General features: G+C 48.4%; 10 protein-coding genes and 1 pseudogene. 2 read left to right on the forward strand and 9 right to left on the reverse strand.

What is annotated here, in order from left to right; all coding sequences use genetic code 11:
• Window positions 1-767: 767 nt before the first annotated feature.
• Both FFM79_RS00005 and FFM79_RS00010 read right to left on the reverse strand, forming a co-directional pair.
• Complete coding sequence (locus FFM79_RS00005) at window positions 768-2,975, reverse strand: LTA synthase family protein (protein WP_137641432.1); 2,208 nt, start codon at window positions 2,973-2,975, stop codon at window positions 768-770.
• Window positions 2,976-3,136: 161 nt separating this feature from the next.
• Window positions 3,137-3,373 (reverse strand): YkuJ family protein, encoded by a 237-nt coding sequence (locus tag FFM79_RS00010; RefSeq protein WP_137641433.1) that lies wholly within the window; start codon window positions 3,371-3,373, stop codon window positions 3,137-3,139.
• A 189-nt stretch (window positions 3,374-3,562) separates the two neighbouring features.
• Here FFM79_RS00010 and FFM79_RS00015 point away from each other — a divergent pair, with 189 nt between their 5' ends.
• Complete coding sequence (locus tag FFM79_RS00015; RefSeq protein WP_137641434.1) at window positions 3,563-4,735, forward strand: pyridoxal phosphate-dependent aminotransferase; 1,173 nt, start codon at window positions 3,563-3,565, stop codon at window positions 4,733-4,735.
• A gap of 402 nt (window positions 4,736-5,137) precedes the next feature.
• On the opposite strand, the gene FFM79_RS00020 is transcribed toward FFM79_RS00015, so the two are convergent.
• The 7 genes and pseudogenes from FFM79_RS00020 to ykzS all read right to left on the reverse strand — a co-directional run.
• Window positions 5,138-6,382 carry a D-alanyl-D-alanine carboxypeptidase family protein gene (locus FFM79_RS00020; RefSeq protein ID WP_137641435.1) on the reverse strand — a complete coding sequence of 415 codons (1,245 nt, stop codon included), beginning with the start codon at window positions 6,380-6,382 and terminating at the stop codon, window positions 5,138-5,140.
• A 45-nt stretch (window positions 6,383-6,427) separates the two neighbouring features.
• Window positions 6,428-7,486: a lysylphosphatidylglycerol synthase transmembrane domain-containing protein gene (locus tag FFM79_RS00025; protein ID WP_137641436.1), complete on the reverse strand. Its 1,059-nt coding sequence runs from the start codon at window positions 7,484-7,486 to the stop codon at window positions 6,428-6,430.
• Complete coding sequence (locus FFM79_RS00030) at window positions 7,483-8,511, reverse strand: glycosyltransferase family 4 protein (RefSeq protein ID WP_137641437.1); 1,029 nt, start codon at window positions 8,509-8,511, stop codon at window positions 7,483-7,485. Before FFM79_RS00030 ends, FFM79_RS00025 begins: the two co-directional genes overlap by 4 nt.
• Before the next feature lie 11 nt (window positions 8,512-8,522).
• A complete protein-coding gene (locus tag FFM79_RS00035) occupies window positions 8,523-9,701 on the reverse strand; it encodes a glycosyltransferase family 4 protein (RefSeq protein ID WP_137641438.1) in 1,179 nt (392 codons plus the stop codon).
• Between the two features lie 317 nt (window positions 9,702-10,018).
• Complete coding sequence (gene ptsP, locus FFM79_RS00040; protein WP_137641439.1) at window positions 10,019-11,749, reverse strand: phosphoenolpyruvate--protein phosphotransferase; 1,731 nt, start codon at window positions 11,747-11,749, stop codon at window positions 10,019-10,021.
• Complete coding sequence (locus FFM79_RS00045) at window positions 11,749-12,015, reverse strand: phosphocarrier protein HPr (protein WP_137641440.1); 267 nt, start codon at window positions 12,013-12,015, stop codon at window positions 11,749-11,751. The genes ptsP and FFM79_RS00045 overlap by 1 nt, the downstream gene beginning before the upstream one ends.
• Window positions 12,016-12,166: 151 nt before the next feature.
• A pseudogene (gene ykzS, locus FFM79_RS12570) lies at window positions 12,167-12,346 on the reverse strand (protein YkzS); the annotation flags it as partial.
• 514 nt (window positions 12,347-12,860) lie between these two features.
• Between ykzS and FFM79_RS00050 the strand changes: the two are divergent.
• Window positions 12,861-15,083: an ATP-dependent Clp protease ATP-binding subunit gene (locus FFM79_RS00050; protein WP_137641441.1), complete on the forward strand. Its 2,223-nt coding sequence runs from the start codon at window positions 12,861-12,863 to the stop codon at window positions 15,081-15,083.
• Window positions 15,084-15,193: the final 110 nt, after the last annotated feature.

Below are 15,193 nucleotides of genomic sequence, written 5' to 3' on the forward strand. Positions count from 1 at the left end.
TTTGCTCTCGATTCAAAATCAAGAGACCCTACACATTTGATTCGTCGAAACTTTGTTCAGTTTTCAAAGGTCTAATTTGTTAAGTTGATTACCTCAACACAACTATTACATGATAGCATTTCGTTTTTAAGGTGTCAACAACTTTTTTTAAGAAGTTATTTAACTGTTTATCAACAACTTGCCATCACTCGTCGTTGGCCACCATCGCTTAGGAAGCGATGCGCTTAACGACAAGAAATATCTTATCATCAGCGTCTAAAACTGTCAACAACTTTTTCAATTAAATTGAATATTTATTCATTAAGCTTCATATCCAATTGAATCGTTCAACCGCCGTTAAGCACTTGATTTACTAGCACTCTCGCAGCGACAAGATATATCTTAGCAAGTATTAGTATGCAGGTCAAGTCTTTTTTTCGATTTTTCACCCACTTTTTCAAACTGACCTGGATTCCGCCAAACCGCCCCCACCAATCACCCCACTCGCGTCCACCCCTTCAGCTTTCCGCATCACCAGCAAGCCCCGTCACACCACTTCCGTTACCACCCAACCACGCCGGCTAAATTAGTCATCACCACTTAACTAGTGAGAACCGCCGCGGGCCATTGCCGACCAGCGACGCCCGCTCGCACCCTAATCACCGCGTAATCCTCCAAGCTCACGCCCGTCCGTTAGTTCCGCATCACCATCGCGGCTGCACAGCGACAAAAGCGCAAAAAAAGGATGACCGCCGAATTGGCAATCATCCTTCTGATCAAGTTAGTGCTTAGTTTGAACTACTACTCTCCGCACTTGAGCTTGAACTCGTACTACTATCACTATTTGAACTAGCATCCGAACTGGAATCCGAATTAGAGCTGGAATCCGAGCTATCACTCGAACTACTGCTACTATCGCTATTACTATCACTATCAGACAGTTCCGGTGCATCCGTCTTATAGAGGCTCTCCGATGACTTGCCATCCCGTTTAGAGAGGACGCTGGTCTTCTTCTGCTTCTGGACGTCCTTCAGCGATTGAAGGGTCTTGTTGACCTTATAGCTGTAATCCGAAACGTCGACCTTCTTAAAGCCCTTCGGCGTGTAAAAGCGCAGGAGGTCCCCTTGAATAACCCGATCAGACAGTGACAGTTCGGTTGTGACGTGATTTTGCATCTGCTTGACACTCTGCTTCTGCTCAGCAGTCATGTCCGTCAGCTTCTCACCGGTCTTCGAATCGTAGACGGTGCTCCCAATCTTACTATAGGTTGGGGAGACAAAGTCCCCGTTTCGGAACGCAACCGTCTGATTGTGTTGTTTCGACAGTAGGTCGGTCCCGAACTGGATGTAGCCCTTGTTCTTAATTCCCAGCAAGTCAAAAATTGTTGGTAAAGCATCGATTTCGCCACCGTACGTGTGGTTGACGCCCCCCTTGATACCGTCCGCGTGAATCATAAACGGTACCTTCTGGAACTGGGCGAGGTCGTAGTTCGTAACGGTCTTCTTACCTAACAGTTCCGCAATTGCGGGCCGGTGGTTGTTCGAAATCCCGTAATGGTCCCCGTACAAGACAATCATACTATTCTTATAGAGGCCGGCCTTCTTCAGGTAGCTAATGAATTCCGCAAAGGCCTGGTCGAGGTAGCGCGCCGTTTGCACGTACCCGTCCACGGTCGAGTCCCCGGTCTTGGTCTTCGCAATCGTCTGGTTTTGCTTGTCCAACGTGTATGGGTAGTGGTTGGTCAAAGTAATCAGCTTCGCATAGAACGGTTGCGGTAACTGTTCGAGGTACTTGACCGAGTCCTTAAAGAAGATTTTGTCCTTTAAGCCGTAGCCAATTGAATAGTCCGACTTCTCCTTATAATAGGATGAATAGAAGAAGTAGTTATAGCCCCAGGACTTGTACGCGTTGTCCCGGTTCCAAAAACTCGCAACGTCCCCGTGAAACGCAGCCGTCGTATAGCCCTTCTGACTTAAAATGGCCGGCGCCGCTTGGAACGTGTTTGAAGACCCGTACTGGGTCATGGCTGAGCCGGTTGGAAGCCCGAACAGGGAGTTTTCCATCATCATTTCAGCATCCGAGGTCTTCCCCTGCGCCACCTGGTGGTAGAAATTATCGAAACTCAGCGTACTACTATCGTGGTAGAACTTATTGAGGGTCGGGGTAACTTCCTTCCCGTCCGACTTGTAATCAATCAAAAATTGCTGGAAACTTTCCAAGTGAATGATAAAGACGTTCTTCCCCTTAGCCTTGCCAAAGTACTGGACGTTTTCATCCGCTTGATTCTTCTTCAAGTAGGCCAGGACACTCTTCATGTCACTACTGCTAGCCTTCGCCCGGGTCGCGCTTTCCTTTTCAGTCTGATAAAAACTATAACCGGCGTACGTGTTTAAGCCGAGATACTTCACAATGTAGTTATTATCAAACGTCCGCGTCAACAAGTCTGAACGATCGTGCTCGGACATTCCCAGGTCCACCGCAAACAGTGCCACCCCAATCATGGTTAAGGTCGCCGCGTAGCGCAACTTAAACGGCCGCGGATCAATCCGAATGACCTTAAACGCTAATAACAAAATCAGTAAGATGACGTCCGCGTAGACCAAGAAATCGGTCCCGTGGATAATTTGCGTCAGGCTCTTCCCTAAATTATTACTAGCCGCACCGGAACTCTTAATGACCCCCGCCGACATAAAATCAGAAAATTCGCGGTAATACAGGATATTGGCAAACAACCAACTCGTTTGTAAGAAGTCGATGATCATCATTAGCCAATACTTCAAACGGCCACGGAAATACAGCGCAATCCCGAGTAAGACGATCGCGGTTGGGAACGGGTTTAAGAATAAAATGAACTCTTGAACCGGACCCTTGACCCCGAGCGTAAACTCAGTCTTATAGGCGATATACGTCTTCAGCCAAAACAAGACAACGGTTAGGGTAAAAAAGCCAAACGTGGTGTTGACCTTCCCGACCGTGCTTTTTAAAAATTTGGGCATGGTAATTCTTCCTCCGTTATTGCTATTAACAAATCCATATTATAACGGTTGACGACTAGTTCGCAATCTATTGAAGCTTTCTTCAAGAATTCTTCAACATTCGACAGGCAACGCATTCATAATATGGATCCATCTGAAAAATATTCTAATTGGGGGAACGCCTAGTTATCAGTTAGTAAGTCGTACAACTCAATTGCCACTAGGTCAATGTTATCAAATTCAAAGGTTTGGTTAGGGTTGAATTCTTGTAACGTGTAAGTCGAAGTTGCGGGATCGTATGCGACTTGCCCGCGTTCGACGCCTTCCTTTTCGAACCGCCGTGATTGTACTTCGGTCGATTCAGTTGCCCGCATGGCTTCTAATCGTTTGAGAATTGCTGATAGTTCAGATTTATCCATTATACTAATCTCGCTCCTTAAGTTTTGTTTTCATTCTAGCAAAAAAAGCCGTTAATAACACGTTTTTTTGGCAGAAAGCCGTTTTTTTAGTGAATTTTTACAATTACAATTATACCCTATCTGCCTGCTAAGACGGGCATAAGTTGTGCTAAAATTAGAACAACTTATAAATTAAAAGGAGCTCCGGTTATGACATTATTTAGAAATGATCTTAATGACACCATCAGCCAGATTCAAGTCTCGACGATTCGCCAGTTTGATGAATCGGTCAGCGCAATTCCTGACATGGTTAAACTAACGCTGGGGGAACCCGATTTTAACACCCCCGAACACGTTAAAAACGCGGCGAAACAGGCCATCGATGATAACTGGTCACACTATACAGGGATGGCGGGACTGTTAGAACTCCGGCAAGCCGCCGCTAACTTCCAAGCGCAAAAATATGGGCTTCATTACGATGCCGAAGACCAGGTGCTCGTCACGGTTGGTGCGACCGAAGCCATCGCGACCGCTTTAACGACGATTTGTAATCCGGGCGACGCGATTATCGTGCCGTCACCGATCTTCCCCGCCTACATTCCGATTATCCAAGAAGCGCGGGCAACCCCGTTATTCATGGATACGGGGGTTAACGACTTCGTTATTACGCCTAAGATGGTGGATGACTTCATCGCAGCCCACCCGGAAGCCAACTTCAAGGGAATCATCATGAACTACCCGAACAACCCGACCGGTGTGACCTACGTGGAAGACGAAATCAAAGCGTTGGCTGACTGCTTCAAACGGCATAACCTCTGGGTTGTTTCTGACGAAGTGTACAGTGAATTAACTTACGGTAGTACCCACGTTTCGATTGCCAAGTTCATTCCTGACGAAGTCATTCTAATTAACGGGTTGTCTAAATCCCACGCCATGACTGGTTGGCGGATTGGTTTCCTGTTTGCTTCGAAGGAAATGACCGCGCAAATGAAGAAGGTGCACCAATACTACGTCACCGCTGCTACTACGATTGCCCAAAAGGCGGGGATCGAAGCGTTGACGAATGGTATTGACGACGCGTTACCAATGAAGGAACAGTATCAGGAACGTCGCGACTTCGTTTACCAGACGATGGAAAAATTAGGCTTCAAGATTGCTCGCCCAACTGGTGCCTTTTACATCTTCGCGAAGATTCCGGCCGGCTTTAATCAGGATTCGATGGCCTTTTGTCAGGACTTGGCGCGTAAGCAGCGGCTGGCCATCATCCCCGGGACTGGTTTCGGTAAGGAAGGTGAAGGCTACGTGCGGTTGAGCTACGCGGCTAGCATGGAGAAGCTCCATAAGGCGATGGACCGCTTGACGGCTTATATGCAGAGAGTGTGAGGGCCAGCGGGTTGATGCTGAGCACTACCTAGCTAAGGCGCTATTGCGGTCTTTGCAATGGCGACTTAGCGTAGTAGGCGCAGGCGTCAGCTGGCCCGAACACGTTTCGGCTATATCGCAGACAAGCGCAGATACCAGTCTGGTCGAGCACGTTTAGAGTGTGAGGGCCAGCGGGTTGACATCGAGCACTACCTAGCTAAGGCGTTATTGCGGTCTTTGCAATGGCGACTTAGCGTAGTAGGCACAGGTGTCAGCTGGCCCGAACACGTTTCGACTATATTGCAGATAAGCGCAAGCGTCAGCCGCTCCGAACACGTTTCGGCTACCTCACATGCACCCAAAAAATGAGGTGATGACAGTTGTCATCACCCCATTTTTTACTATCTACTTATTACTTACTACTTAAAAAGCAAGCGCAAACGCCCCCGCCAATGGCGCTTCAACCTGCTTAGGCGTGGTCGTTGCCCAATGGAGCGGCCCCAGTAGCGTGACGGCTTGCGGCGTCCGGTACGTGACGGTGTGGCTAGTTCCGGATAACGGATCACTGAGCCGCACGCGCAGTACGGCCGTGCCCGCTGCCAGATAGTTTGGTTGCGTCCGATGCAGCGGCCAGACCGGCTGTTCAGACCGCAAAAACGGCTGCCGTTGATTTTCCCATAAGTCCCGTTGATCGTCAGTGACCAACCGCACCTTTGTTTGCGTGCCGGGAACTTGGTAATTGATTGTTTTTGGTAAGACGGTGTGGAAACGCTCGGTTTGCTTCAGCTTTAACCGCAAATTGTGGTCCGCGGAGAACTTCCATTCCGCGCCCAGCGTGGTGGCAATCATTCGCCGACCGCCCTGCCGATAAGTAGCGACCAGGCAGCCCCCGGCCTGATTCGTATAGCCGGTTTTAAGGCCGTCGACCGGAACGTCCGGATCATAGTACTTCTGTCCCTTTAAAATTTGAACGGACGTTGGGACGCGGTACTTATGAATTTTAACGCTGGTTTGGTTTGCAACCTTGAGTACGTCCGGAAACTCATTAATCAAGTGCCGCGCAATCGTCGTAATCGCCCGGGCTGAAACTAGGTTTTGCGCCTTCTCGTCGGTTCCCGGCAGGTCGTAACCGTACGAACTCAAATCGGTGTTATCCAACCCCGAAGCACTAACAAAGGTTGCATCCAGTGACCAGCGCTTGGCCTGCTGATTCATCAGCTTAACAAACTTGGCGTTGTCCCCGCCAACGTACTCACCCAGTGCAATCGCCCCACTATTGGACGACCCGACCAGCGTAGCGGCAAAAAGCTCCTTAACCGTAAACTGTTCTTTGGCTGGCATCGGCATGACGGATAGCGTCGCGCTGGTTGCCATCTTGCGAACGCCCTTGCTGAGCGGTACTTGGTCGGACCATTTGATTTGGCCCTTCTTGATGGCCTGCTCTACCAGGTAAAGGGTCATTAACTTACTTAACGACGCAATTGGCAGTTTTTCATCGGGGTTTTGGGCATAGACCGCTTGGCCGGACTGTGCATCAATGATGTATGCGGCCTTGACTTGGTCAGCCTTAGGGGTGGCCGCGTGCGCGACAACCGCCTGGCTGCCAAACGTCACCGCCATCAGCACCGCTAAAAATAGGCCCCAGTGCGGATTAATTCGTTTCAACATAAAATCTTCCTTTTTACACTAAAAACGCTGGCTCGCGCTAGCGTTTTATTTTTTGGTTCCCTGCGCATTAGCCGGTAGCTCAGCGGCAGGAATTTCTTCTGCTTTTTCGGGACGAATCGCCATCGCAATCATTCCCAGGAATAACCCCAAGTAGTAGGTCAGAATCCGCCAAATCAACATGGCTAAAATTAATTTACTGTGGCTCGGAATAAACTTCGCGAACAGTTCAGTAAACCCGAATTCGGCACCCCCGGCCCCACCCGGAATCGGAAACAGTGACGTCACTAAGAAAATTAAAACGTTCAGGCTAGTCACCATAATGATACTCAGGCCGTGATAGCCCATGGCCCGCATGATAAAGTACGGAATCAGGTAATAAAAGAACAATTGTAAAAAGGTTAGAACCGCAACCTCGACCAACATCCGCCAATCCTTTGTCATTCGGAGACTCTCTTCGTAAAAAGAGTCAATTTTTAAATTAATATTAGCTTGAAAGCGTTCGAACCGCTCGGCCTTCATGAACCAACCGACTGGAATTAAGACGATTCGCACCGCCCGTTTCGTAAACTGGTACCAGTACATCACGAGTAGTAAACCGACAATCACCGCAAAGTGAATCAAGAAGCCAAATAAGACGTACAGTGATAGGTAGCTGAGTTTAGACGCTAGGTACTGAAACCCCACGATCATCGCCACTAAAAAGTTTAGAACGACCATCGCTTGAAAGACGACGAACTTCATTAACGCGACCGAACTCGCCCGGCCAGCGTCAATGCCGGATTGCGCCATCACGAAAATTTGGGCCGGTTGCCCACCAGACGAAAACGGTGTAATTCCGTTAAACAGCTGCTCGGCTAGCGGCACCCGTAAGGCACTCTTAAACGAAAACTTCCGGTAGCGGTGACGGACAAATTTTTGCACGACCAGCGCTTCGAGCCCAAAGTAAAGGGCCATACATCCCAGGGCGACTAACAGCCACCACCAGTTCAGCGTTAAAATATCGTTTTTAAGATTGCTTAACTTAACGTTGCGTAAGGAATACCACGAAATGCCAATCCCAACGAGCACCATCGCTAATAGCGACCAAATATTTTTTCGTGTCATCGCGCGCCCTCTTTAGCTTGTTGACGATAGAAATCATGCCAAATCTGCGCTAAGCGGGCCTCCGAATAGTCTTTTGAGGCCAAAACAGCCTGATCATGCAGTTGTTTAAGGGCCTGCGGGTCGCGCCGTAAGTGCTCAATTTGACGTTGCATGTCCACCACGTCGGCCGCTGGTTGGTAATAACCGTCAATGATGGCGCGATAAAGTTCCAGATTTCGTAATAACACCGGCGTGCCGCAACTGAAGGCTTCCAGCACCGACATTGGAAAGAGCTCGTTATACGACGGTAATAAGAATAGGTCGGCCATGTTGTAGTAGTCGACGAGTTTTTCACGGTCAACAATCCCCGGAAAACTCAGGTTCGCCGGTGGATTATCCACCACTTTTTTAAGTGCTTGGTAGCCATCCGTAATGCGGCCAAACGAAAAGCCCCCGGCCCACACGAACTGAATGTCGGGATTCTGCTTGGCAAGCCGGATGAAGTCCGGCACGCCCTTGCGATCCTGAATTTGGCCAGTGCCAATAATCATGAACCGCTGTTGATCGTAACCGTACTGTTTCCGCAGCCGGGTGCGTTTAGCGGGCGTCATTTCATAAAAATCCCGTTTACTAACGAAGTTGGGAATGTAAGTCACATCCGTACGTGGAATACCATAGGCTTCCAGCTTTGGAATAAACGTCGGATTGACCACCACAATGTGGTCCATCCGCTTATAAAACGCAATCAGGTAGCGGTTAAAAATCGCTTGAAACGGGCGCGGTAATTTTAAACTTCCGGCTAAGGTTTCCGGCAAAAAATGCACATAACCAATTTTGCGGCCGCGATTCGGCATAAAGGTCGATAGATAAAACATTGGGTTGACCGTGTGGTAATGCGAGATCGCAGCGCGACCATACCGGTTCACCTGAACGTTGAATTCGTCTTGCCAATGTGTCCGTAGCAGCCGCATCAATTCCTGATAGGCACTACCGACACCCTGACCCTTCACCGAGTCAGCCTTCGAAAACATGGTAATGTTTAGCATAATTTGTCCCCTTAGTTACTGATTTTTGCCGACTTATCGTCTGGTTCGGAATAAGCCAACTGGACGTCCTGGTAATAGTTGATCACTTGCTTACCAAAGTACTCCGCCGAAATTTGATACAACTTTTTTTGCCGTGGCTTTGGATCATCAAAGGTGTGCGGATGTTGTAAATAGCGCACAACGTCTTTGACTAACGTTGCCTGACTGGTAAAGGTCGTTCCCAGTGACGGATCGTCTAACAACTGATCCGTATACGGACTCGACGCCACGACCGTCTTAAGTCCGGCGGCCATCGCTTCGATGTACGTTAACCCCTGTGATTCTGAATTCGACGCCGATACAAATAAATCGGCCATCTGATAATAGTTATAGACTTCATCATTGTCGATCTCACCCGTAAACTGAACGTGGTCACTTAGGCCCGCGTCTTGCGCTTGGTTTTCCAACGTTTCCCGCGCTGGCCCGTCACCGACGATCACTAACTGCGCATTCGGAACCTGCTCCAAGATTGCGGGTAAGGCGGCGATTACTTCATGGATATTCTTTTCGTACGCCAACCGGCTTAGCGACAGCAATACGGGCGTATCCGCAGCGTACCCTAACTGTTTACGACAATCGACAGTGGGCGTTTGCTCATACTGATTAATATCAATCCCCGTCGGAATAATCCGAATTGGGGCTTTGACCCCGTACCCCTTCAGCGTCTTAGACACCCGCTGGCTCGGCGCTACAATTCCATTCAAATGGTAACAATAAGCCCGGGTGGCCTCCTTAACGTGGTACGGCTTCAAAATCTTCCCGTTAGCAATGTAGTGTAAGTAATCCTCGTACATCGTGTGGTACGTATGGATACATGGAATCTTCAGCTGCTTGGCCACAAACTTACCAATCATGCCCATCGAAAACTCAGTCTGGGTATGCACGATGTCCAAACCGAGGTCCTTAGCAACCTGATAAGCCTTAAACAGACCGCGAACCGCAATTCGCCGATCCGTAAACGACACGAACGGAATACTGGTAAAGCGGAAAATATTCCGTTCATAAATATTTTTATCAACATGGGGATCCGTGGTCGTAAAAATGTAGACTTGATGACCAGCCCGCTCGAGTTGATTACGCAATACTTTGATCGACGTGGCGACCCCACTAACTTGTGGATAGTATGTATCTGTAAATATCCCGATGTTCACGTAGATTCTCCCCTTAATTCTCGCTGGGCAAGCCCAGCTTTGCTCGGCACCCTTCCCGGTACGCTTTACCGGCGAAACGGGTGCGATAACCTCTTTACGCTTAATTATAACAATTATATTGGTTCATTATCCTCGTTGCAAATAATCTTAACACAAACTAAGAGTTTCGTTGGCGCCCGACCATTGGCTTCACCGAAACTCACCGTACATATCCCACCAGCCGCTCACAATCCCTTGCTGGTGGTAAATCCTCAATCGGACAAAAAAAGAGGCTCGCCGCCAGTCTAAAACCAGCGTCAAACCTCTCTTATGCGTATTTATTTGTTGAAGACGTTTTGTTCAACTAATTCTTTGACTTCTTCGTTAGTGACACATTCGTTTAACGCGCGGTCAGCTAACTTCGCCATTTCCTTAGTATCAATCTTCTTCATTAATGAACGGGTCTTCAGAACGGAAGTTGCACTCATTGAGAACTCATCCAATCCTAAGCCCATTAATAATGGCACGGCGATTTGATCACCGGCAACTTCACCACACATCCCGGTGAACTTACCATTGGCGTGCGCCGCATCAATAACGTGCTTGATCAAACGTAACAACGATGGGTTGTATGGTTGATACAAGTACGATACTTGTTCGTTACCACGGTCAGCAGCAAACGAGTATTGAATCAAGTCGTTCGTCCCGATACTAAAGAAGTCAACTTCCTTAGCAAATTGGTCAGCTAAAATCGCGGCCGCTGGGATTTCAATCATGATTCCTAACTTGATGTCGTCGGCAACCGGGGTCCCGGCCTTAACCAACTTATCTTTTTCTTCAAGGAAGATTTGCTTAGCTTGCCGGAATTCATCCAAGGTCGCGATCATTGGGAACATAATCCGTAATTGACCATAGTGTGAAGCCCGTAATAAGGCCCGCAACTGGGTCCGGAAAATGTCGTCGCGATCAAGGGAAATCCGAATCGCCCGGTAACCCAAGAATGGGTTCATTTCGTCAGGTAATGGCAAGTAAGGTAAGTGCTTGTCACCACCGATGTCCATGGTCCGAACAATTACTGGCTTGCCCTGCATGCCTTCGACAACCTTTTTGTAGGCGTTGAATTGGGTATCTTCGTCTGGCAATTCTGCACTGTTCATGTACAAGAATTCTGAACGGAATAACCCAATTGCTTCAGAACCGGCATCTAAGACCCCGTCCATATCGTCCGGTGTCCCAATGTTAGAAGCTAATTCGAAGTGCTTCCCGTCTTTAGAAACGGTCGCTTCGTTTTTCAACTTCGCCCATTCAGCTTTTTGAGCAATAAAGTCAGCAGCTCGCTGCTTATAGTCAGCTACTTCGTCGTCAGTTGGCGTAACCAGGGCAGAACCGTTGATTCCGTCTAAGACGACCGTGTCGCCATCCTTGATATCCGTCGTGGCGGTTTCAGAACCAACTACGGCCGGGATTTCAAGGGTCCGTGACATAATAGCTGAGTGACTCGTCCGGCCACCAATATCAGTAATGAAGCCCTTAACAAACTTCCGGTCCAATTGGGCCGTGTCACTAGGGGTTAAGTCGTGGGCCACCACGACAACTTCAGAATCAATTAGGGCTGGACTTGGCAACGTAACCCCTAGCAGGTGGCTTAAGACCCGCTTAGTAACGTCACGAATGTCACCAGCACGTTCTTGCATATATGCATTATCCGTCATTGCTTCAAACATCGAGATGAAAGTATCGGTAACTTCCTTCGTTGCTTCTTCGGCATTGACTTTATCATCCTTAATCTTACCTTCAATTTGTCCTAACATTTCAGGGTCAGATAAAATGGTGATATGCGCTTCAAAAACTTCGGCTTCTTCTTCACCCAAATTTTGAACCGCTTTGTCTTTAATGACTTGCAATTCAGCCTTGGAGGCATCAAAAGCGTCATGTAACCGTTGGACTTCGGCTTCTGGATCAGAAACCGTTGTTTTTTCGAATGACAAATCTGGATCAACTAGCATATAGGCCTTAGCAATTGCAATCCCATCACTGGCTGCAATTCCTTTGAGTACCTTTTTAGCCATTATTCAGATAATCCTTCTTTCTTCATCGTTTCTGATAAAGCTGCGATGGCGTCGGCTTCGTCGGCACCTTCAGCAGAAATCGTAACGTCAGCGTCTTTACCAACACCAAGGGACATAACGCCCATGATTGACTTCAAGTTAACGGACTTGTCTTGGTATTGTAACGTGATTTCTGAGTTAAACTTGCTTGCTGATTGAACCAACAAAGTTGCTGGACGTGCGTGAATACCTGTGTCTGCGATTACGTGAAATTCTTTCTTTTCCATATCTATTCGATCTCCTTCAAAGATGTAGAGTTTTTAAAATTGGTTCCGAGTCAAAGCGAGTTGCCGCCAACACGTATCCTCTAGAGCCCTTAGTTAAGATGATAGCAATTATCCAATTAAAATACAAGCCCTTTCATTCGGCCTAAACCCATTAATTGGTAGCCTTACCATCCTTTTCAAAATGGTAAACCACGTGTCCTTCCAAGTCCGCCATACCAATAATCCGTTTGCGATATTCGTACTGCATATAGGCTTGTTGAAAAGCCATGAAGTCTGCCGGGTCAACGGTAAAACTTTCACGCTTTCCGGTGCGTAAGTCCTCCATTAATTGACCATAATCCGTCGTAACCGCCTCCTCGTTAAGTGCTTCCTATAATATGAAAGCATTTATATTCAACCGGATAGTTCGTTGAACGCCCAACCAAGATGCAGACTGGTCAGACCGGCGTTTAACGCCCTGCGTAGCCGGATTAACATCAAAACTGGTCAGTCCGTTTAACATGCAAAACAACCGCTTTGTACTATAATGTAGCTAGACGGTGTCAACGCGAACTCGTTTTGACGTAGGGTCTTAATATACAACGAATCCCCTTTCAAGACAAGCTATCCGCGCTGATGACCATCCAGACTCTTCGGAAAAAATTAAACCGATTAACGCACCCGGCGAAGTTAGGCGAACGGTCAATCAACGTCCGGTTTTGAGGTTGAGGCTTTTGACTTGCAACGTTTAATAAAATCGCTATACTAATAGTCAAAGGTCAACAAAGGTCAGACAGCTTTTGAACCTTTAACTATTTTCCTAATCGATTTAGTTATATTTCTGATGCGAAAGGTGTGACAGCATAATGCTTTGTGACAATTGCCATAAGAACGAAGCGACGATTCACTTATATACGAACGTCAACGGTCAGCGGCGACAAATCAATCTTTGTCAGAATTGCTATCAACAGCTAAAGAATCAGGAACAGCAACCAAATAACGGAGTTGGAGGTACTAATATGGCACAAGATCCATTTGGTTTTGGCGGTCTTGACGACATTTTCCGTGCAATGCAAGGCGGCGGCGTAGATCCAAACGCCGGCTACCGGCAGCAGCAACAGACCCCCCCGACCCAACCAGCTGGTCCTGGCGGCAATCGCCGCGGCGGTAACCGCGGTGGCGGGCTGCTCGGTCAATACGGCTATAACTTGACGGAACAAGCCAAGCAAGGCAAAATTGACCCGGTCATTGGTCGGGATAACGAAATCAACCGCGTCATCGAGATTCTTAACCGCCGGACGAAGAATAATCCGGTCTTAATCGGTGAAGCCGGGGTTGGTAAGACGGCGGTCGTTGAAGGCTTGGCACAGGAAATCGTTTCTGGTGAAGTTCCCCAAAAACTGCTTGATAAAGAAATTATCCGTTTAGACGTGGCTTCCCTCGTTCAAGGAACGGGAATCCGGGGTCAGTTTGAACAACGGATGCAACAACTAATGAAGGAAGTTCAATCGAACCCGAACATCATTCTCTTCATTGACGAAATCCATGAAATCATGGGTGCCGGCAATGCCGAGGGTGGCATGGACGCCGGGAACGTTTTGAAGCCCGCGCTTGCACGTGGTGATTTCCAATTAGTTGGGGCAACTACCCTGAATGAATACCGCGACATTGAAAAAGACGCCGCCCTCGCCCGGCGGTTCCAACCAGTTACGGTTGACGAACCGAGCGTGGATGAATCCATTAAAATTTTACAGGGGATTCAAAAGAAGTACGAAGATTACCATCACGTTAAGTACACTGACGATGCGATCGTAGCGGCGGTCAAGCTTTCGAACCGTTACATTCAGGACCGCTTCTTGCCCGACAAGGCGATCGACCTCTTGGACGAAGCCGGTTCACGGAAGAACTTAACTTTGAAGACGGTTGATCCAAAGACGATTCAACAAAAGATCGACGAAGCCGAAAAGCAAAAGCAAGCGGCCTTGAAGAAGGAAGACTACGAAAAAGCAGCCTATTACCGCGACCAAGTGGCGAAGTTGGAAAAGGCCAAGCCCGACGAAAATGCGGCTAACCACGCCAACGACACTGCGACCGTGACGGTTGACGACATGCAACAAATCGTCGAGGAAAAGACCGACATTCCAGTTGGTGAATTACAAGCCAAGGAACAAGCCCAAATGAAGACCTTGGCACCCGACCTTGAAAGTCACGTCATTGGCCAAGACCAAGCCGTTCAAGCGGTTGCCCGGGCCATCCGGCGCAACCGGGTCGGCTTAAACGGGACTGGCCGGCCGATTGGTTCGTTCATGTTCGTTGGGCCTACCGGGGTCGGTAAGACCGAATTAGCTAAGCAATTGGCTAAGGAACTCTTTGGTTCCGAGGATGCCATGATTCGCTTCGACATGAGTGAATACATGGAACCACACTCAGTGGCGAAGTTGATTGGGTCACCGCCTGGCTACGTCGGCTATGAAGAAGCCGGCCAGTTGACCGAAAAGGTTCGGCGTCACCCGTACAGTCTCGTCCTCTTGGATGAAATTGAAAAGGCGCACCCAGACGTCATGCACATGTTCTTACAAATTCTTGATGACGGCCGTTTAACCGACTCACAGGGCCGCACGGTCAGCTTCAAGGATACGATCATCATCATGACTTCAAACGCCGGTACTGGGGACAGCGAAGCAAACGTCGGCTTCGGTGCGGCTGCCGCGGGTAAGACTCACGACATTACGAGCCGTTTGACCGACTACTTCAAGCCAGAATTCTTGAACCGCTTTGACGACATCATTCAGTTCAACGCCCTTTCCAAGCAAAACTTGATGAAGATCGTGGGCTTAATGATCGAAGACGTCAACAGCATGTTAGCTAACCAAGAATTACACGTTCACGTTACCGAACCAGTTGAAGAAAAGCTGGTCGACCTTGGTTACAATCCACAAATGGGTGCCCGGCCGTTACGGCGGGTTATCCAGGAACAGATTGAAGACCGGATTGCCGACTTCTACCTGGACCACAGTGACGTTAAGAACATGGTTGCTAAAGTTGAAGACGGTAAGATCGTCTTAACCGCGGAAACCAAAACCGAATAATTCATTTTAAAATCAGTCACAAAGGGCCACTCATCCGTTTTGCCGGATGAGTGGCCCTTTTTTGGCTCTGTACCAATAGTGTTGAGCTGCCGCCAACAGCGGGTGTCACC

It is taken from the genome of Lactiplantibacillus modestisalitolerans, from assembly GCF_005405425.1.
GTDB lineage: Bacteria > Bacillota > Bacilli > Lactobacillales > Lactobacillaceae > Lactiplantibacillus > Lactiplantibacillus modestisalitolerans.